The organism is Sphingobacterium sp. G1-14 (genome assembly GCF_002196555.1).
In the GTDB taxonomy this organism is placed as follows: Bacteria; Bacteroidota; Bacteroidia; order Sphingobacteriales; family Sphingobacteriaceae; genus Sphingobacterium; species Sphingobacterium siyangense.
This window is the reverse complement of record NZ_CP021381.1, coordinates 688,085-706,425: the sequence shown is the minus strand read 5'-3', so window position 1 is coordinate 706,425 and position 18,341 is coordinate 688,085. Positions and strand designations below refer to the sequence as shown.

General features: G+C 39.0%; 18 protein-coding genes. 17 read left to right on the top strand and 1 reads right to left on the bottom strand.

What is annotated here, in order from left to right; translation table 11 throughout:
- Positions 1-77: 77 nt before the first annotated feature.
- Positions 78-1,043 (bottom strand): PhoH family protein, encoded by a 966-nt coding sequence (locus CBM24_RS03135; RefSeq protein WP_046672338.1) that lies wholly within the window; start codon positions 1,041-1,043, stop codon positions 78-80.
- A 351-nt stretch (positions 1,044-1,394) separates the two neighbouring features.
- Here CBM24_RS03135 and CBM24_RS03130 point away from each other — a divergent pair, with 351 nt between their 5' ends.
- The 17 genes from CBM24_RS03130 (at position 1,395) to CBM24_RS03050 (ending at position 18,309) form a co-directional block, all read left to right on the top strand.
- Positions 1,395-2,183 carry an S-adenosyl-l-methionine hydroxide adenosyltransferase family protein gene (locus CBM24_RS03130; RefSeq protein WP_046672337.1) on the top strand — a complete coding sequence of 263 codons (789 nt, stop codon included), beginning with the start codon at positions 1,395-1,397 and terminating at the stop codon, positions 2,181-2,183.
- Between the two features lie 156 nt (positions 2,184-2,339).
- Positions 2,340-2,894: a hypothetical protein gene (locus CBM24_RS03125; protein WP_157698360.1), complete on the top strand. Its 555-nt coding sequence runs from the start codon at positions 2,340-2,342 to the stop codon at positions 2,892-2,894.
- A gap of 160 nt (positions 2,895-3,054) precedes the next feature.
- Positions 3,055-4,890 carry an ABC transporter ATP-binding protein gene (locus CBM24_RS03120; RefSeq protein WP_088160169.1) on the top strand — a complete coding sequence of 612 codons (1,836 nt, stop codon included), beginning with the start codon at positions 3,055-3,057 and terminating at the stop codon, positions 4,888-4,890.
- A 103-nt stretch (positions 4,891-4,993) separates the two neighbouring features.
- Positions 4,994-5,392, top strand: a complete 399-nt coding sequence (locus CBM24_RS03115; protein WP_075990980.1) for a hypothetical protein — start codon at positions 4,994-4,996, stop codon at positions 5,390-5,392.
- A gap of 77 nt (positions 5,393-5,469) precedes the next feature.
- Complete coding sequence (locus CBM24_RS03110) at positions 5,470-6,129, top strand: heme exporter protein CcmB (RefSeq protein ID WP_088160168.1); 660 nt, start codon at positions 5,470-5,472, stop codon at positions 6,127-6,129.
- Positions 6,130-6,166: 37 nt separating this feature from the next.
- The gene (gene ccsA, locus CBM24_RS03105; RefSeq protein ID WP_046672333.1) at positions 6,167-6,829 is read left to right on the top strand and encodes a cytochrome c biogenesis protein; all 663 of its coding nucleotides are present in this window, start codon (positions 6,167-6,169) and stop codon (positions 6,827-6,829) included.
- 147 nt (positions 6,830-6,976) lie between these two features.
- Entirely contained in the window at positions 6,977-7,186 is a 210-nt protein-coding gene (locus CBM24_RS03100; protein ID WP_046672332.1) for a CcmD family protein, read from the top strand.
- A gap of 20 nt (positions 7,187-7,206) precedes the next feature.
- On the top strand, positions 7,207-8,190 hold the full coding sequence (locus CBM24_RS03095) for a DUF6427 family protein (RefSeq protein WP_088160167.1): 984 nt from the start codon (positions 7,207-7,209) through the stop codon (positions 8,188-8,190).
- Between the two features lie 175 nt (positions 8,191-8,365).
- The gene (locus tag CBM24_RS03090) at positions 8,366-9,691 is read left to right on the top strand and encodes a hypothetical protein (RefSeq protein ID WP_088160166.1); all 1,326 of its coding nucleotides are present in this window, start codon (positions 8,366-8,368) and stop codon (positions 9,689-9,691) included.
- A gap of 8 nt (positions 9,692-9,699) precedes the next feature.
- Complete coding sequence (gene lptC, locus CBM24_RS03085; RefSeq protein WP_075990975.1) at positions 9,700-10,329, top strand: LPS export ABC transporter periplasmic protein LptC; 630 nt, start codon at positions 9,700-9,702, stop codon at positions 10,327-10,329.
- Positions 10,330-10,622: 293 nt separating this feature from the next.
- Entirely contained in the window at positions 10,623-12,728 is a 2,106-nt protein-coding gene (locus tag CBM24_RS03080) for a SurA N-terminal domain-containing protein (RefSeq protein ID WP_088160165.1), read from the top strand.
- 61 nt (positions 12,729-12,789) lie between these two features.
- Positions 12,790-13,311, top strand: a complete 522-nt coding sequence (locus tag CBM24_RS03075; protein WP_075990973.1) for a DUF2480 family protein — start codon at positions 12,790-12,792, stop codon at positions 13,309-13,311.
- 118 nt (positions 13,312-13,429) lie between these two features.
- Positions 13,430-14,215: a DUF3108 domain-containing protein gene (locus CBM24_RS03070; protein ID WP_070563318.1), complete on the top strand. Its 786-nt coding sequence runs from the start codon at positions 13,430-13,432 to the stop codon at positions 14,213-14,215.
- Positions 14,216-14,220: 5 nt separating this feature from the next.
- The gene (locus tag CBM24_RS03065) at positions 14,221-14,784 is read left to right on the top strand and encodes a DUF3109 family protein (RefSeq protein ID WP_046672325.1); all 564 of its coding nucleotides are present in this window, start codon (positions 14,221-14,223) and stop codon (positions 14,782-14,784) included.
- A gap of 50 nt (positions 14,785-14,834) precedes the next feature.
- Positions 14,835-15,806 carry a polyprenyl synthetase family protein gene (locus CBM24_RS03060; RefSeq protein WP_088160164.1) on the top strand — a complete coding sequence of 324 codons (972 nt, stop codon included), beginning with the start codon at positions 14,835-14,837 and terminating at the stop codon, positions 15,804-15,806.
- Between the two features lies 1 nt (position 15,807).
- Entirely contained in the window at positions 15,808-16,860 is a 1,053-nt protein-coding gene (locus tag CBM24_RS03055; protein WP_075990971.1) for a TerC family protein, read from the top strand.
- A gap of 261 nt (positions 16,861-17,121) precedes the next feature.
- Positions 17,122-18,309: an aminopeptidase C gene (locus CBM24_RS03050; RefSeq protein WP_088160163.1), complete on the top strand. Its 1,188-nt coding sequence runs from the start codon at positions 17,122-17,124 to the stop codon at positions 18,307-18,309.
- Positions 18,310-18,341 lie beyond the last annotated feature (32 nt).

Below are 18,341 nucleotides of genomic sequence, written 5' to 3'. Positions count from 1 at the left end.
TATGACTGCGTTTAATGGCATTCATAAATGCAGCGCATTTATTTAAGAGCTCGCTCGGCTCGATTTGTCTTTTAATATTAAATATCACCATACGCTTCGAGGATGCGGCGAACCAATTTATGGCGAACCACATCTCCACCGCTGAGGTGGATAATGTCTATTCCTTCGATATTCTCCAATAAACGAATCGAAGTAGACAATCCAGATTGATTTTTTTTCGGTAAATCTACCTGTGTCATATCACCTGTAACGATAAATTTTGCCGTCGGCCCCATACGTGTCAAAAACATCTTCAGCTGCATATCCGTTGCATTCTGAGCTTCGTCCAGAATCACAAAGCAGTTGTCAAGTGTTCGCCCACGCATAAATGCCAAAGGAGCGACCTCAATGGTCCGATTTTCCAGATAACCTTTTAACTTCTCTGCTGGAATCATATCGTCCAATGCATCGTAGAGCGGTCTCAAATAGGGATCTACCTTCTCCTTTAAGTCGCCAGGTAAAAAACCGAGATTTTCGCCGGCCTCTACGGCTGGTCTCGTTAGAATGATCCTTTTGATTTCTTTATTTCGAAGTGCTCGAACAGCTAATGCAACCGCCGTATAGGTCTTTCCTGTACCCGCCGGTCCGATAGCAAATAAGATGTCATTTTTCGAAATACTATCCACCATCTTCCGCTGGTTGGCCGTACGTGCACGAACAATAAGACCATTAGGTCCATATACGATCGGTTCGGATCCAAAGGCTGCATGTTTGGCCGCAAGTTCTTTTTCTTGTTGGACAGCAGAACCTGCACTTGCTCCAAGGAGATTTTCAAAATCCAATAAAGTAATGTTGTTAAATTTCTCCAGATGAGCCATGACTTCCTTAAACGATTGCTCAAACAGATCTAATTCCTTCGCGTCTCCCAACACCTTCATTTCACTTCCGCGAGCTACAATCCGCAGTTTTGGGAATTGCTTCTTCAAATAATCGAAGTGCTCATTGTCTGCTCCCCATAATATGGGCAAATTCAGACCATCTAATGCAATTAGTAATTCGTTCAAATTTTATCCTATTTAGAATTAATTAGATTGTAGCCATTACACAATATCGTTCCTGTATAATACTATTCAAAATTAACGTATTCTAACGAAACAACCAAGAAGATACAGCGTACAAACGACGATGATTTAGAAGCTTATGGAGACAGCCCACAAAGGGGCACAAAGATTTCATTATACATAAAATCTTCGCTATGTTTGTGTATATCAATCGAAAAAAGACAGATTCAAAATAAGTTATCCAATTAGCTTTATAAATCATCTGATAAATGGTAATTTTGTCCACTATTTAGATAAATTTAAGGGTATATTTAAGGGAATTCGACAGCAATTCGATCTAGGATTTAGATTATAATGGCAGTAATTACATTAACAACAGACTTAGGACACAAAGATTTTTATCAAGCCGCGTTAAAAGGTAGTCTTTTATCGCAGTTGTCCGGTGCCAATATTGTTGATATTACCCACGAAATTCCAGCATTCAACATCCCTCGGGCGGCCTTTGTATTAGGTAACGCTTATCATTATTTTCCTAAAGGAACCGTACACATTATCGGAATTAACACCCTGTTTCATGAAGAGTCGAAATATATCGGCATGAAATACAACGATCATTATTTCGTCGGTGCCGACAATGGTATTTTCAGTCTATTGCTGAATGGCAATGAACCACAGGAACTCTATGAGCTCAACTTAATGCAAGACCTTCGGTATCTTCACTTTCCGCTCGCAGATATCCTTTCTAAATCCGCCTGTCATATTGCCAAGGGAGGCAAACTGAAAGAAATCGGAACTTCAATGCAACAGCTCATCGAAAAAGTAACTTTGCAGCCTATCTTTGATAAAGACATGATCCGAGGCAACGTCATTTATGTGGATGCTTTCGGCAATGCCATTACCAATATCTCGAAAGATCTATTCAATAAAGTTCAAAAAGGACGTCATTTTGTCCTTTATTTCAAACGCAATGAAACCATTACCAACCTTTCCTGGCATTACAACGAAGTCGGAGAAGGCGAGAAACTTTGTTTATTTGGTATTTCCAACTACCTTGAAATCGCCATCAATAAAGGTAATGCAAGCCAGCTACTCGGACTTCACGATGACGATTCCAATGTAATTCGTATAGAATTTAAAGATTAATTTCATAAATTCATCTGTAATGCTTTCGCTCCAATTTTTTTCCTTGGTCAAACTGATCGTAGGGCTAAACTTGTAGCTGTAGCTTTATGGCAAAATAAAATTTTACCATGAACGTTAGTTTAAACTAAACATTTGATAAATAGATCGTCCAAATACATGATGAAATTTTTAAGATTCCTTCTTTCAATCACCGTTCTTTTTTGCTTCTTTGGACAGGCCAAGTCGCAAAACAACCCAGACTCCAGCTCTTTTGAGGTACAACGAAGCCGTGTAAATGACCTACTCGATGCCCGTCAACAGAAATTCGGGGCTTATGACACGAGCCTCACACAAAAAACAGGACTTTTTGGTCTTTTCAAATCAAAAGGTGACATGCAAAAGAGCATCGATATCCTTAAAGATATCGTCATCACAGATAACAACATTTTCCTGGAAACCCAAAAACTATTGAAAATCAAAGATTTTGAAAAAGATAAATACCAACAATTGGCAACAGATTACGACAAGCAGGTATCAGCCTATATAGGTACCATAAGTAAACTTCAAAAAGAAAACGAAAAACTGCGGGCACAGGGAGAGAAAACATCCGGAAATCTACCGCTAAGCAACATCCTCCTCTATATTGCTTTACTTGTTATCGCCGTATTAGGCTATGTACTCTATAAATTTAAAGCGCAACAAACAGCTTCAAAACAACAAAATTTAGGATAAAACGCCACAGCAATAGACATCTGCACAACGACAAGCCACTTAAAACTGCTGTTTAAATCAGAAAAAGTACGATTCTATTCAAAAATTGACTAAAGTATGATAGCAATATATTTTTAATCTCTTTACATTTGTCCTCGCAACAAAATTTGAAGTAGCGGATATGGCAAGAGGATTCAACAGCGGTAATAAACAAGAAGAAGATCTACCAAAACCAAAATTGAATAAGGAGCTCCTATTGAGAGCATCTAAATTGATGACCTATTTAAAACCATATCGGTTTAAATTTGGGGTCGGCATGTTTTTCTTGGTATTATCCAGTTTGGCCATGCTCGCCTTTCCAGCTTTGCTTGGTGCCATGATTGATGCTGCGCAAGGCAAGCAAACTTATCCCTGGCTTGCACCACACGTCTATTATATTGGTGGAATTGCCTTTATTATTCTGTCTTTTCTATCAGTCGTCTCTTTTTTTCGTATACGCATTTTTGTTGAGATTGCAGAACGTACGCTATCCGCATTACGCAAGGACACCTACCTCAAACTCATTTCATTACCAATCGAATTTTTCGCCAATCGCCGTGTCGGGGAATTAAACAGCCGCTTGTCTGCAGACCTTTCACAGATTCAGGATACGTTAACAACAACATTGGCTGAAATCTTAAGGCAGTTGATTAGTCTTTGTTTCGGTGTATTCCTTTTGGTTTGGGTATCTCCCAAACTTGCGCTCATGAACCTTTGTATATTACCGATCATTGTTGTGGCTGCTATTATTTTCGGAAAATTCATCCGCGAATTATCCAGACAGGCACAGGATAAAATGGCCGAGTCAAATAGTATTGTCCAGGAAACATTGTTGGGGATAAGCAATGTAAAAGCCTTTGTGAATGAATATTTCGAATTCAACCGTTACAGTAATCAGATGGATTCGGTCGTGAAATTAGCGGTCAAAGGAGCTACCTTCCGAGGTGCTTTTGCCTCTTTTATTATCTTCTGTATTTTCGGAGCTGTGATCGCTGTCATTTGGTATGGAGCTGCATTAGTTTCTATCCATGAAATGACAGTAGGCGACCTAACGACCTATATTCTATATTCGATGTTTGTAGCAGGTTCTATGGGTAGTTTTCCTGAGCTATACGCTAATATCCAACGCTCTTTGGGAGCGAGTGAACGGATTTTGGAAATTTTGGATGAGCCACAAGAAAACCTTAATGTGAAACCAACTTGCAAGGAAGTCCACAAAACCATGACCGGTAAACTAAGCTTCAATCATGTTTCCTTTGCCTACCCAAGCCGTCCCGATATTGAAATCCTGAAAGACATCAACTTTACAGCCAATGCGGGTGATAAAATCGCTATAGTTGGCCCAAGTGGAACCGGGAAATCAACGATAGCTTCATTGATTCTACAATTCTACACAGCAAAAAAAGGGGAAGTAAGTTACGACGACAGACCTGCATCCGATTTTGAGCTTTGTGATATCCGCAACCAGGTCGCTATCGTACCACAGGATGTTTTGTTATTTGGCGGGACAATCCGTGAAAATATAGCTTATGGTAAGCTCGAGGCTACAGAAGATGAAATTATAGCAGCTGCGAGACGTGCCAACGCGCACCAATTTATTTTAAATTTCCCTGAAGGCTATGACACCATTGTTGGTGAACGTGGCGTTAAACTCTCCGGTGGTCAGCGCCAGCGCATTGCCATTGCCCGTGCACTTTTAAAAGACCCTGCAATTCTTATTCTGGACGAAGCCACCTCTTCCTTAGACTCAGAGTCAGAAAGACAGGTACAGGAGGCATTGGAGGAATTAATGCGTGGACGCACCTCGATCATTATTGCACACCGACTATCGACCATTGTTGATGCTGATAAAATTATCGTTGTCGAAAATGGAATCGTATCTGAAAGCGGTACTCACTTTGAACTGCTCCAAAAAGAAAGCGGTCTCTATCAGCATCTGTATAATCTGCAGTCAAAGCAGCAGAAAATTGATATGTAAAATTTTGTTAATTATTGATTCTTTTTAAACAAATTCACCCTGTGATTGTTCATTTGGTATCATACTTGATTATCATTTGAATATATAACAAAATAGAAGAATTATGAAAAATAGCAAAAATGGATTAGTGGCATTTGCTTTGGTAGGATTAGCTGCGGGAGCTGCTGCATGGTATCTTTTAGGAACTGATGATGGAAAAAAACAATTAGATCGTGCAAATGATGGCATTAAAAGCTTAACTAAGTCATTGAAAGATCTTTCAAAAAAAGAAGCTAAAAAGGCACAAAAACTAGCCAACAGAGCTTCGGCTGAACTAGACCATTTGAAATCAAAGGCACAAGCAGCGTTCAGCAGAGCTTCAGATGATGCAGATGCATTGAAAAACAAAGCAAAAGAAGCCGGCAGAGAAGCTTTGGACCACGCCAATAATGCCGCTCAAAATTTGGCAAGCAAAATCGACAATACAACTGATGCTGCAAAATCCAAAATTTCTAACGCATAAGTAAAAAAACAGCTTTTTTAAGAATTGATGGTTTTGGTCACTCTCGTGGTCAAAATACATTTGTATCTTTGCTGCATATGACTTTGCTGCAACAGGTAAAAACTTTAATTCTTAAAGACATCATTCTGGAATGGCGTTCAAAATATGCTATTAACGGAATTCTACTATATGTCGTATCAACTGTTTTCGTTTGCTATCAAGCGTTCAAATCAGTTGATACGGCTACTTGGAATGCATTATTCTGGATCATTATGCTCTTCGCTTCGATCAATGCAATCAACAAAAGCTTCGTCCAAGAAAACCCAAACCGGCAACTTTACTATTATTCACTGGTCGATCCCAGAGCAATCATTTTAGCGAAAGTCATTTACAATATGATGATGATGACCCTGCTGGCGGTCATTGCCTATTTTGTCTATTCGACGATATTCAGAAACCCTGTCGGTGATCCAACCCTTTACTTCATTTCGGTCATCTTGGGCAGCATAAGTTTTGCTACTGTTTTTACCATGATCTCGGGGATCAGCTCCAAAGCAGGCAACAATAGCACCCTAATGGCCATCTTGAGTTTCCCCGCCATTATCCCGCTGTTAATCGTATTAATCAAGCTGTCTCGCAATGCAATAGAAGGCCTGGAAAGGGCTACCAGCAGCAAAGAAATAATCGTATTACTTGCAATTAATGTAATCACCATCACTATTTCTTTGTTGTTATTTCCGTACCTTTGGCGAGATTAAGTGTCAGAATTGAGAACAAACTAAATTCAATTTATCCATGAGAAAAAAATGGTGGAAAATATTAGCGGTAATGATTATCTGTGCGGTCATTATCAATGGTCTTTTAGGACCTGTTCCCCGCCTATTCATCCTTCACGAAAGCATACGAAATGTTTATTTTCATGTCCCAATGTGGTCTGCCATGTTCGTTATGTACTTGGTTTCCGTTATTTACAGTATTAAATACCTCAATACGGGCAAACAGGAGTATGATTTAATGGCCATTGAAGCTGTCAATACCGGAATAACATTTTGTTTTCTTGGACTTGCCACAGGCATGCTTTGGGCAAACATTACCTGGGGAGAACCCTGGCCAAACGATCCGAAGCTTAATGGCTCCGCAATAGCAACACTGATGTATCTGGCCTATTTGGTACTCCGTAATGCGCTGGAAGAAGAGCAAAAAAGAGCAAAAATATCCGCTGTGTACAATATCTTTGCATTTCCAATTATCATCGTGCTACTTTATATTCTACCGAAGATGACAGACTCTCTTCACCCCGGAAGTGGTGGAAACGCTGCCTTTGGCGATTTAAAAATGAGCAGCGAGCTACGTCCTACATTTTATGCAGCGATGATTGGCTGGCCAATGATTGCAGCTTGGATCTGTTCACTCCGCTATAGAGTACGTTTGCTCGAAAAGAAAGATTTGAACGCATAGAATTGAACGGCTAATACAATCCTCTATTTCTATCATAGAGAAATCGGGTAAAGCCCAATCAATAAAAAACAGGATATTACATAAATCAAATAGCGTGTATCGAGTCATGTATAACAATGAAAACGACACGAATAATATTTTAAACAAATGAAAAAAATAACATTGTCAATCGCCTTACTACTCTTATCGACTTTGAGCACATTTGCACAAGATGATGTCGAGATGGCGACTGGATTGCGTAGCGAAGGTAAAATCTACGTTGTTGTATTGGTCATGTTGGTCATTTTTTTAGGTTTGGCTTTCTTCCTTTTCTTGCTCGATCGCCGTATCAGCAAATTGGAAAAAAAGAATAAATAGCATTTTATTGATCGCATACAATGATTATAAGTCAGTTTAGAAATTATTCACCCATCAATATTTTATTTCTATCCCTCGTGGGTTTTGTTTTATGTTTAGGCATATTTCTTCACCTTCCGGACAAACTTGATTCTGTAATCTTTGAACCTGCCTTGGGGAATCTTTTAGGAGAAAATAACTTAATCAACCTCTCTCCTTCGACCAATGTTTTTATCACACTGATCTTGACGATTTTTCAAGCAACGATACTCAATCGCATCACAAGCCATTTTAACCTGCTGGGCAAACCCAGTTTTTTGGTGGCTTTGATGTATATGTCACTGGCCAGCTTGTTTTTACCATTTTTGGTACTGTCCCCGACCCTGATCTGTAATTTTATTTCGATATGGATGTTAAGCAAGTTGCTCTCCCTCTATCGGCAGACAGATGTTAAAGCCGAAATGTTTGATCTCGGTATGATTGTAGGTATAGGAAGTCTGATCTACTTCCCGTTTCTGAGTATGTTCTTCCTATTGTGGATAGGCCTACTCATTTTTAGGCCCTTCAATTGGCGTGAGTGGATCACCCCTTTACTTGGCCTGGCAACAGTTTATTTCATCTTAGCGGTTATCTATCTATGGATGGGTAAAATGCAGCAGTTTTATACCATTTGGCTGCCGTTTACCTACAAATTCCCTACTGCTATTCGCATTCAATTAGTCGATTATCTGGTACTCGTCCCGGTAATCTTTACGTTAATACTCTTCCTTTTGGTATTGAAAGACAATTTTTTCAAAAGTGTCGTGCATATTCGCAAGTCATTTCAACTGTTGTTTTTTATGTTATGCCTAGCGATCGTCTCTTTTTATTGGAATAAAAAACTAACGGAGGCTCATTTTTTACTTTGTGCCCCTTCTATCGCTATTTATATGGCTTATTATTTCACCTATGCCAAAAAGAAATGGTTTTTTGAAGTCGTATATGCCATCATAACACTTACCATAATCTACTTTCAGTTTTTCTAAACTACTGTACAATAAGTGTTTAACCTTTTTTAACAAAATCGGCTTAACAAGCTCGCAAAAATTGAATAGTTTTGTATGCGATTAAAAGCAAAGAACATTTAATATAAGAGTCAGATAACTCGAAAATTTCACTAAAACTAAATAAACATTAGTTTCTCAATTTTATAGATTGACCATGCAGAAACGCTTTACAAGCTCTCTAAGAAATAAATCACTCCAACTGTTGTTAGCAGGTGGAATTTTAGCTAGTTCTACTACCGCATTTGCACAAAAAACGACATCCGCATCACCTTATTCTCAATTTGGACTTGGTCAGATGCGTGAAGATTTATTGCCACAATATAGAGGGATGGGAGGTGTCAATACCGCTATCCGGAGAATCAATGGCGTATACAATACCAACCCAAGCAACCCTGCATCTTATTCTGCAACACAGTTTACAACCTTTGATGCTGGTTTATACGGGAATTACACGCAGTTAAATTCGACGACCAGATCCGATAATACTGCTGACTTTGCCTTTAGCCACATCACCATGACTTTCCCAATGAAACGATTTGGTGGTATCAGCTTGGGTATCCTTCCCTACTCGGATATAGGCTATCGGACATCTTCATCTGGAACGGTCAATTCTGATCCCTATACGAAAGTATTCACGGGCGAAGGTGGTTTAACTAAAGCCTATGCAGGTTGGGGTGTACGCATTGTAAAAGGTCTGAGTATTGGTGCCAATATGTCTTATCTATTTGGAACCTTAAATGATTATAGCCGTGCAGAGTTTTTGCCTACATCCGGAGCATTAAATACGCAACAACAAAATAAGCGCGAAATCCAAGGAATTATCTTTGATTATGGATTACAGTACGAACAACCTTTAAATAGAGAATATTCGTTGATCGTTGGTTATTCAGGATCGCTAAATAATGACATCAAAGAAAGAACAACAATTTTTAATACAAGAATTACACCTTCAACGGATCCAGACAATCAAAACATTCCTTTGGATAGTACCTATGTTTCTGGCCGTAGCAGCAGGCATTTGACGCTTCCGTTGAAACACAATGTAGGTATTACCCTTGCACGTAATAACCGCTGGTTGGTAGGGGCCGATTTTAAATATGCCGATTGGTCAAGATTTCAGACAAGAGCGGGTGAAAACGAACTACGGAAGAATTATGGCGTAGCCATTGGTGGTCAGATAACACCAGATGTTACTTCGCTCAAATATTTAAACCAAGTAGACTATAGAGTTGGTTTTAGGTATAATAAAACACAATATTTCTTAAGCGACCAAAATATCAACGATATGGCGGTTACTGTAGGCGTAGGTTTGCCATTGGCAAGAAATCAATTTTCAGGGGCCTTCTCTAAAATAAATTTCTCTGCAGAATTTGGCCAAATGGGTAAAATTAGCAATAGCCTCCTACGTGAACGTTATATTAACTTTAATATCGGCTTTACCCTAAATGACCGCTGGTTTAGAAAACCTCCTTTAGATTAATTAATACGATGGTACGCAAGGCATTTGCTTCATCCATATTCCAAAATATATCGCCCCTAGTAATATTATCTTTACTAGGGGCGCTCTCATTGACCTCTTGCGAACCGGATCTCAAAGAGGTGGATCGCCTTGCCAACATGAAAAAGGAAGAGGCGGTCGACATTTCACGTCATGTCGATATTATCTATAGCGATTCCACACGGGTAAAAGCGAATCTCACAGCGCCCGAAATGCGTATCAAACACGATAGCACCGAAGTATACGAATTTCCAAAAAGCATAAAAATCATCTTTTACGATGACAATTTAAAGGAAACTCAGCGAATCACTTCCGACCACGCCATCCGAAGGGAAAAAGAAAAGACGACCACCTTTACAAAAAATGTGGTGGTAACGATGGCTGACGGTTCTGTCATCAAAACAGAAGAGATTATCTACGACGAAAGTAAGGCCGATAGCAACAGCAACATGACCTTTTATAATCATGTTCCCATTACGGCATTCTTTCGAGATAATCGCGGTAACTTACAAGGTTCATCATTTACTTCGGACAAAGATTTTAAACATGTCAATATAGCCAATGCAACTGGGTATACGGTCATTACCAACAACAACCTCTTCCCTTCGTTAGGTAAATAGCTCATCGTGGGCCATAAACCAGATTCCGGTTTGGTTTAAAAGCAGCTATGGATCTGATACAATGGCTCCAGACTGTTTATTTATACGATTAAGTTATTCAAAACGAATCATTTGAACTAAAAGAGAACAAAAAACTCCACTTTATACAAATAGTTTTCAAATTTGTTTTGCTACATTCAGGAAAATATTCCGTTTTTTTTTATAAAAATTGTATCTTGCACCGCATTTTGCTATGCTATGCATAAATTAACGAAATACAAGTATTTACACAATATAAACACAATAAGCAGACTATGGGATTAATGGGCTTTTTGCGTAACAAAGCTGGTGTCATCTTGACCGCGGCTATGGCTATCGCAATTTTAGCATTTTTACTAGGCGATGTCGTTCGAGGGGGAGCTCCTTTTTGGGCGAGACATCAAAATCGTGTAGGGGAAGTCAACGGAACTGAAATTGAATATCCTGCGTTCAGTAAGCAAGTTGAACAAACAGAGGAAATGTTCAAACAACAAATGGGCGGTGCAGTCACCCCTCAAATGCGGACCTACGCTGTTCAACAAGTATGGAATCAATTTTTGTCAAGAGAGATCTTGAAAAAGGAAATTGAAAAAATCGGTTTGACTGTCGGTAAAGACGAATTAAATGATTTAGTGCAAGGTAACAACCCTTCGCCTCAAATCGTTCAAGCCTTCACCAACCCACAAACAGGACAATTTGACCCGAGTCAACTGCGTGCTTTTATCACCCAAATGAACACATCAGGTAACCAGCAAGTGGCTGAACAATGGGAAGAACTACTGAAAGGCGTTAGAGATGAGCGTTTAAGCAGCAAATATGGTGAATTGCTTTCCAATAGCGTATATGTTACTTCTTTGGAAGCAAACGAAGAATACCAAGAGCGTAATAAACTAGCAGACTTCAAATACATTCTTTTAGATTACGCTTCTGTTAAAGATGCTGATGCTAAATTGACTGATGCAGATTACCAAGAATATTATAATGAACATAAAAGTATGTTCAAAACACAAGAGGAAACACGTGCGATTCAATACGTAATGGTGGATGCAAAACCTCTTGCGAAAGATTCATTGGCCGTAAAAGAGACGATCAACAAATTGAAACAAGATTTAATCGTTGCTAAAGATGACTCTTTATTTGCTTCGATCAATTCAGACAACAAATTTCCGTTTACTTATGTGAAAAAAGGACAGTTGAGTCCTTCTTTGGATTCAGTTGTATTCAATGTTGCTGCCGGAACAACAGTTGGACCTTTCTTAAACAACAATGCATTTGAAATCGCAAAAGTTGTTTCGACGATCGTAAGCCCTGACTCTGTGAAAGCATCACACATCCTATTGGATCCTGCTGCCGAAGGTGGAATGGATAAAGCATTGGCGAAAGCAGATTCTATCAAAGGATTGATTCAAAAAGGAGACAATTTCGCAGCATTGGCCGTTCAGTTCAGCAAAGATCCAGAGAGCAAAACCAATGGTGGAGAGCTGGGTACTTTAACAAGAGGCCGTATGGCACCAGATCTTGAGACTGCCATCTTCGAAAGTAAAACAGGCGATATCAAAGTTGTAAAATCACAATATGGTGTCCATGTCATTAAAATTGAGAAACAATCAGGTAGTTCAAAATATGCTAAAGTTGCCATCATTGACAAAGTGATCAACAGTGGAAAAGAAACGTTGAACAATGCGCATAGCAAAGCAACAGCATTCTTATCTGGAGCTACAGCACAAAACTTTGCTCAGGAAGCGAAAAAACTTGGTCTAGAAGCAAAAACAGCCTCACGCGTAACAGCGATGGACAATGTACTAGATGGTGCCGAAGCTCCGCGTGATTTAATCAAATGGGCTTTCGAAGCTAAAAAAGGTGAAATTTCAGACAAAGTATTTGAGACTGAAACCTCTTATATCTTAGCAAGCTTGGTCGACATACAGCCGAAAGGAACCCTTTCCTTGGATGCTGTTAAGAAAGATATTGAACCTGCAGTAAGAAATATGGTTAAAGCTAAAATCTTGAAAGATAAATTTGACAAGGCTTTAGCAGGTACATCTTCTATTGATCAAGTTGCACAAAAAGTTGGTAAAGCAGCTATTCACGTTGAAAATGTTGTCTTCGCAAATCCAGTTATCCCTGGTGTTGCATTAGAAAACAAAGTAGTTGGTACTGTTTTTGGACTACAGCCAAACAAACCTTCCAAAGCTATTGAAGGTAATACAGGTGTATATGTTGTACAAGTAAATGGTTTTACCAATCCTGCCGCTATTTCGGATATCAACGGACAAAAGAAACAAATGCTTGCAGCAAAAGCACAACGCGCTTGGGGATCTATTTTCCGCGCATTACAAGACAAAGCTGAAATCATTGACAATAGAGTGAAATTCTTTTAAAAGATTTTTAAGTAAATTTGTAGCCGGACGAATTATCGTCCGGCTTTTTTTTGATGTAAATATGGATATTCAAACAAATATTGTCAACAAAGTTGCGCAAAGTGGGTTAGTCACAGTTGACTTGGCCAACTACCATCCTAAGGCAGACAATGTAGTATATGATATTAAGGATAATCTCTTCCATGGCTTGATTCTTAAAGAAAAGGACTTCCGCGAGTTCATTAAGACACACGACTGGTCGCAATACGCGGGTAAACATGTCGCCATTACGTGTACTGCCGATGCCATTGTTCCGACTTGGGCTTATATGTTATTGGCCAACAAATTGGAGCCCTATGCAACGACAGTTATTTTTGGGGATTCAGAAGAGTTATTACGCATTCAGTATGCTGCGGCAATTGAACAGATTGACATGGAACAATTTCGGGATCAACGTGTCGTTGTGAAAGGTTGTGGCGATACTTTTATTCCAGAGTCTACATTTGTACAGTTTACAGTAAAACTAAGTAAGGTTGCAAAAAGTATTATGTACGGTGAACCCTGTTCTACAGTCCCCGTATTTAAGCGGACACAGCCTAAATAAATCAGCTCAGAAATAAGTATAAGTCATCGTCCATGAAGGTCTCATTAACTCCAAAAGTTAAATTTATTTGAATGAAATTAACATTTCTTTTTCAAACAAATTTCGTAAACTTACGTACATGAAACTTATATCGACTTTGCTCCTTTACTTATCCGTTATCGTAAGTACTGCTTTCGCTCAAGATTTACCGCATTTAAAAGAATCGGCATTTAAAGGTGGTGAGAAATTAAAATATAAACTCCGTTATGGCTTTATTTCAGCCGCAACAGGGACATTAACCGTTGAGGATACCAAGGACGGAGCTGGAAACCCTTCCTTTCATCTATATGCTGCCGGCAAAACAGCTGGCGCCTTTGCCATATATACCGTAAGAAATGAATACAACTCGTATATTAACAGCAAAACATTTTTACCGTATTATTATACAGAGAACATTCGTGAAGGAGGATATAGACGGAATGATAAGGTACGCTTCAACCAGGAGACAAATAGTGTTGTAGGTAATAAAGGGACTTTCAACTCGAAGGTAGATCAGACTTTCGACTTGCTTTCTTCCTATTATTTTGCCCGTAATCTAGATCTGTCGACTGTTAAACCAGGAGAATCTTTTAAGCTGACTTATTTTTTGAATGATGAGATTGCCACCTTAGGCATACAATATATTGGAATAGAAAAAATAAAAACAGAATTAGGCACTTTAGAATGTCTCAAATTCAGTCCTGAGATTAAACCGGGACGTATCTTTAAAAAAAATAGCAAGCTTTATCTGTGGGTAACCAATGATGGCAACCGTATTCCGGTCAAAGCCAATGTAGATATTCTCATCGGCTCGGTAACATTAGAATTACTCGAAGCCAGTGGATTAAAATACAAATTGGGACAAAAAGCAAGCTACTCAAAATAATTAGAATGATTGAAGTAGGAAATGTACTGGTGCACGAAGATCTAATCAACAATGACTTTGTGTGTAATTTATCAAAATGTAAAGGAATCTGTTGTATTGAAGGCGATTCAGGCGCACCTTTATTGGAGAGTGAAAAGGCTATATTAGAGGAGATTTATCCCAAAGTAAAACCCTATATGACCGAGAAAGGTATTGAAGCGATTGAAGAGCAAGGGAAGTATGTTGTCGATGTTGATGGCGATCTAACGACCACCTGTGTCGATGGGAATAAAGAATGTGCCTATGTGACCTGGGAAAATGGCATTACAAAATGCGCTATCGAAAAGGCGTACGAACTTGGCGAAGTCCATTGGCGCAAACCCGTTTCGTGTCACCTCTATCCTATCAGGACAACACATTATCCCGAATTCGACGTACTTCACTATGACCGTTGGCATATCTGTAAAGATGCATGCTCATTTGGCAAAGAATTACAGGTCCCTGTATTTAAATTTTTAAAGGATCCTCTCATCCGCACCTATGGTGAAGAATGGTACAAAAATCTTGAGAAAGCAGTCGAAGAGTTGTAACAAAATCACTATCTTTAAGCTTTAACTATTTTGGTATTTCACCCCAATTCATGTCAAAATTAAGAGAGATCCAACGCCCTATTGCCCACGAACTTGAGGCTTTTGAAAAAAAATTCAAAGCTTCAATGAAAAGCTCCGTCCCCTTATTGGATCGTATTACACAATACCTGATCAAACGTAAAGGCAAACAAATGCGGCCTATGTTTGTGTTCTTTTCTGCTGGTATATGCAACGGAATTAATGAGTCCACTTACCGAGGAGCTGCTCTCGTAGAATTGTTGCATACCGCCTCACTCGTACATGATGATGTGGTGGACAATTCCTATGAGCGCAGAGGTTTTTTCTCCATCAATGCATTATGGAAAAATAAAATTGCTGTTTTGGTGGGTGATTTTCTGCTGTCTAGAGGCCTGCTCCTTTCTGTAAAACATCAGGATTATCACTTGTTAAAAATTGTATCGGAAGCTGTGGATCAGATGAGCGAAGGTGAATTGCTTCAAATCGAAAAGGCCCGTAAACTGGATATTGAAGAATCTATTTATTTTGAGGTCATACGGAAGAAAACAGCGTCGCTGATTGCCTCTTGCTGTGCCTGTGGATCGGCTTCTTCCAATGCAGATCAGGAAACAATAGATAAGCTCCATCAATTTGGTGAAAAAATCGGAATTGCATTTCAAATTAAGGACGATTTATTCGACTTTGGGTTAGATGATGTTGGTAAACCACTCGGCAATGACATCAAAGAGAAGAAAATGACCTTACCGCTAATCTATGCCTTGAATCAAGTGACTTCAAGTGAAAAGCGTAGGATCATTAATTTGATTAAAAACCATAATGAGGATGCACACAAAGTGGCTGAAGTCATTGCCTTTGTCCGCCAGAGCGGAGGGCTCGAATACGCTACAAACAAGATGCTGGAATACCAACAAGACGCTTTCCGGATTTTGGAAAACTTTCCCGACAGTGAATACAAAGCGGGGTTGGAGCAGCTGGTAAAATATACAACAGAAAGAAAAAAATAAAATGAGTCACGAATTAATGTTTTTTGGCGGATTCCTCATCTTTATTGCACTTATGCTAGCAATAGATCTAGGCTTATTCTCCAAAGGCGACAAACCTGTTAGCCTAAAGATGGCTAGCATCATGAGCGCCATCTGGGTCTTATTCTCTTTGGGTTTCTATTGGCTTCTTCGTCACTATGGATTTGAACTACACAACATCCATGACTTAGACCACCTTCAGGAAATCATTACCAAACACCACCACGATATTAAAATCATTCCGGGTGATTTAGCGGCGAGTCTCGAGCTCTACAACAAAAATCTTGGGCTGGAATATCTCACCGGTTATGTTGTGGAATATGCCCTATCCGTAGATAATATCTTTGTGATGGTATTATTATTTACTTCTTTTGGGATTCCGGAGCGCTATTACCATAAAGTTTTGGTATGGGGAATTTTGGGCGCAATCATTATGCGTTTCTTATTTATTTTCCTTGGCGCTACCCTGATTGCTAAATTCGGCTGGATTCTATATGTTTTTGGTGCTTTTCTGGTCTTTACAGGTGTAAAAATGTTTATCAACCGTAACCAGGAAGAAGAGGTAGATCCACAGAACCACCCAGTTGTTAAATTCGCTTCCCGATACTTTAAGGTAACACCAAAATTAGATGGCGGGCACTTCTTCCATGTAGAGAACGGAGTGAAATATATGACGCCACTATTTCTTGTATTACTGGTCATAGAATTTACGGATTTGATTTTTGCTGTGGATTCTATCCCTGCAATTTTCTCAGTTACCAAAGATGCCTATGTTGTATTTTTCTCCAATATTTTTGCCATACTTGGATTGCGGTCTATGTTCTTCCTTTTGGTCAATATTATCCACAAATTCCAATACCTCAAAGTAGGTTTAGCATTTTTGCTGGTCTTCATTGGTCTAAAGATGCTGCTGCATCACTGGTTGGCCGAAGTAGGTTTTACAACAACACATTCATTGATTGTTATTGTCAGCATACTTGCATTGAGTATCATTGCTTCGCTGCTTTTTCCAAAAAAGCCTTCACCGGCTGATTAAGCGATTATTGACAACCTAACGGTGGTCATCGTTCGACAAAAAACACCGGTAATCAGCGCTAAATTATAAACGATACAAAACACCATGGTCAGAAAAAATTTCTGACCATTTCTATTTGATGTTATCGCTTCTCCTATTCTCCAAAAAAAGATTAGCAAAAAAATAGTAGATTTTTAAGAACAATTATTTTACAGAGGAATTTACCTTACTAAATTTAATTTATTTAATTTAGCACCACACTAAATTAACAAAATACTAACAATGAATTGGAATAAAACGATTGTACTAGCTGCTTCACTTTTCGCAGCTTCGTTCCAAGTACAAGCACAGGACAATTTGATCAATGCACTAAAAGCAAATCAAAATGACAATAGCAAATCTGGATTTACATTTACTGAAGTTATCAATCTAGGTAACACATCCATCAAAAACCAAGGTTCATCAGGTACTTGTTGGTCTTATTCAGGTAATTCTTTCCTGGAGTCAGAGATGATCCGTATGGGTAAAAAACCAGTTGAGATCTCCCAAATTTATACTGCGCGCAATACGTACTTAGACAAAGCTCGTACCTATGTACGCCTTCATGGTGGATTATCATTGGGTGAAGGTGGTCAATTCCATGATGTTTTGAACTCATTCCGTAAATACGGTACAATGCCGCAATCTGCTTACACAGGTCTTCACTACGGCACTACACGTAACAACTTTGGTGAAATGACAAATATGTTGGATGCGATGTTAGGAGCAGTAGTAAAAGGCAAAACATTAACGCCAAACTGGGAGAAAGCATATACCGCAGCGATGGATTCTTATCTTGGAGAAGTACCTGAGAAATTTGATTACAACGGTAAATCTTATACACCACGCACTTTTGCAGATCAGGTAATCGGTATCAATCCGGATGATTACATTGGTATTGCTTCGGTAACTGACCATCCATACTATAGCCAATTCGTATTGTTGATTCCTGACAACTGGTCATTCGACCGTTTCTATAATGTTAAGATGAACGATTTAACGGACATCATTGACAATGCGTTACAAAAGGGCTATACTGTAGCTTGGGCAACTGACGTATCAGAAAAAGGCTTTTCTTGGAAAAACGGTGTAGCTTATGTGCCAGAAAAACCTTTCGAGGAAATGACAGATCAGGAAAAGTCAACGATGTTCGTTGGTCCTAAACCAGAGTTAAAAGTAACAGCGGAAGAAAGACAAAAAGCTTTCGACAACTGGCAAACTACAGATGACCACGGCATGCATATCGTAGGTCTTGTAAAAGATCAAAACGGAAAAGAGTATTACATCGTTAAAAACTCTTGGGGCACAACAAATGACTATCATGGTTATTTGTATGCGTCAAAAGAATTTGTACGTTATAAAACAACTTCTTTGATGTTACATAAAGACGGTCTAACAAAAGATTTAAAATCGAAGATAAATATCAAATAAGCGATTTATCAGTCCACGAAAACACCTCTGAA

Coding starts and splice junctions, on each gene's coding strand:
- CBM24_RS03120 (WP_088160169.1), top strand. CDS start 3,055: ATGGCAAGAGGATTCAACAGCGGTAATAAACAAGAAGAAGATCTACCA.
- CBM24_RS03125 (WP_157698360.1), top strand. CDS start 2,340: ATGATGAAATTTTTAAGATTCCTTCTTTCAATCACCGTTCTTTTTTGC.
- CBM24_RS03075 (WP_075990973.1), top strand. CDS start 12,790: ATGGATATTCAAACAAATATTGTCAACAAAGTTGCGCAAAGTGGGTTA.
- CBM24_RS03130 (WP_046672337.1), top strand. CDS start 1,395: ATGGCAGTAATTACATTAACAACAGACTTAGGACACAAAGATTTTTAT.
- CBM24_RS03065 (WP_046672325.1), top strand. CDS start 14,221: ATGATTGAAGTAGGAAATGTACTGGTGCACGAAGATCTAATCAACAAT.
- CBM24_RS03110 (WP_088160168.1), top strand. CDS start 5,470: ATGACTTTGCTGCAACAGGTAAAAACTTTAATTCTTAAAGACATCATT.
- CBM24_RS03055 (WP_075990971.1), top strand. CDS start 15,808: ATGAGTCACGAATTAATGTTTTTTGGCGGATTCCTCATCTTTATTGCA.
- CBM24_RS03050 (WP_088160163.1), top strand. CDS start 17,122: ATGAATTGGAATAAAACGATTGTACTAGCTGCTTCACTTTTCGCAGCT.
- CBM24_RS03060 (WP_088160164.1), top strand. CDS start 14,835: ATGTCAAAATTAAGAGAGATCCAACGCCCTATTGCCCACGAACTTGAG.
- lptC (WP_075990975.1), top strand. CDS start 9,700: ATGGTACGCAAGGCATTTGCTTCATCCATATTCCAAAATATATCGCCC.
- CBM24_RS03115 (WP_075990980.1), top strand. CDS start 4,994: ATGAAAAATAGCAAAAATGGATTAGTGGCATTTGCTTTGGTAGGATTA.
- CBM24_RS03080 (WP_088160165.1), top strand. CDS start 10,623: ATGGGATTAATGGGCTTTTTGCGTAACAAAGCTGGTGTCATCTTGACC.
- CBM24_RS03070 (WP_070563318.1), top strand. CDS start 13,430: ATGAAACTTATATCGACTTTGCTCCTTTACTTATCCGTTATCGTAAGT.
- ccsA (WP_046672333.1), top strand. CDS start 6,167: ATGAGAAAAAAATGGTGGAAAATATTAGCGGTAATGATTATCTGTGCG.
- CBM24_RS03095 (WP_088160167.1), top strand. CDS start 7,207: ATGATTATAAGTCAGTTTAGAAATTATTCACCCATCAATATTTTATTT.
- CBM24_RS03100 (WP_046672332.1), top strand. CDS start 6,977: ATGAAAAAAATAACATTGTCAATCGCCTTACTACTCTTATCGACTTTG.
- CBM24_RS03090 (WP_088160166.1), top strand. CDS start 8,366: ATGCAGAAACGCTTTACAAGCTCTCTAAGAAATAAATCACTCCAACTG.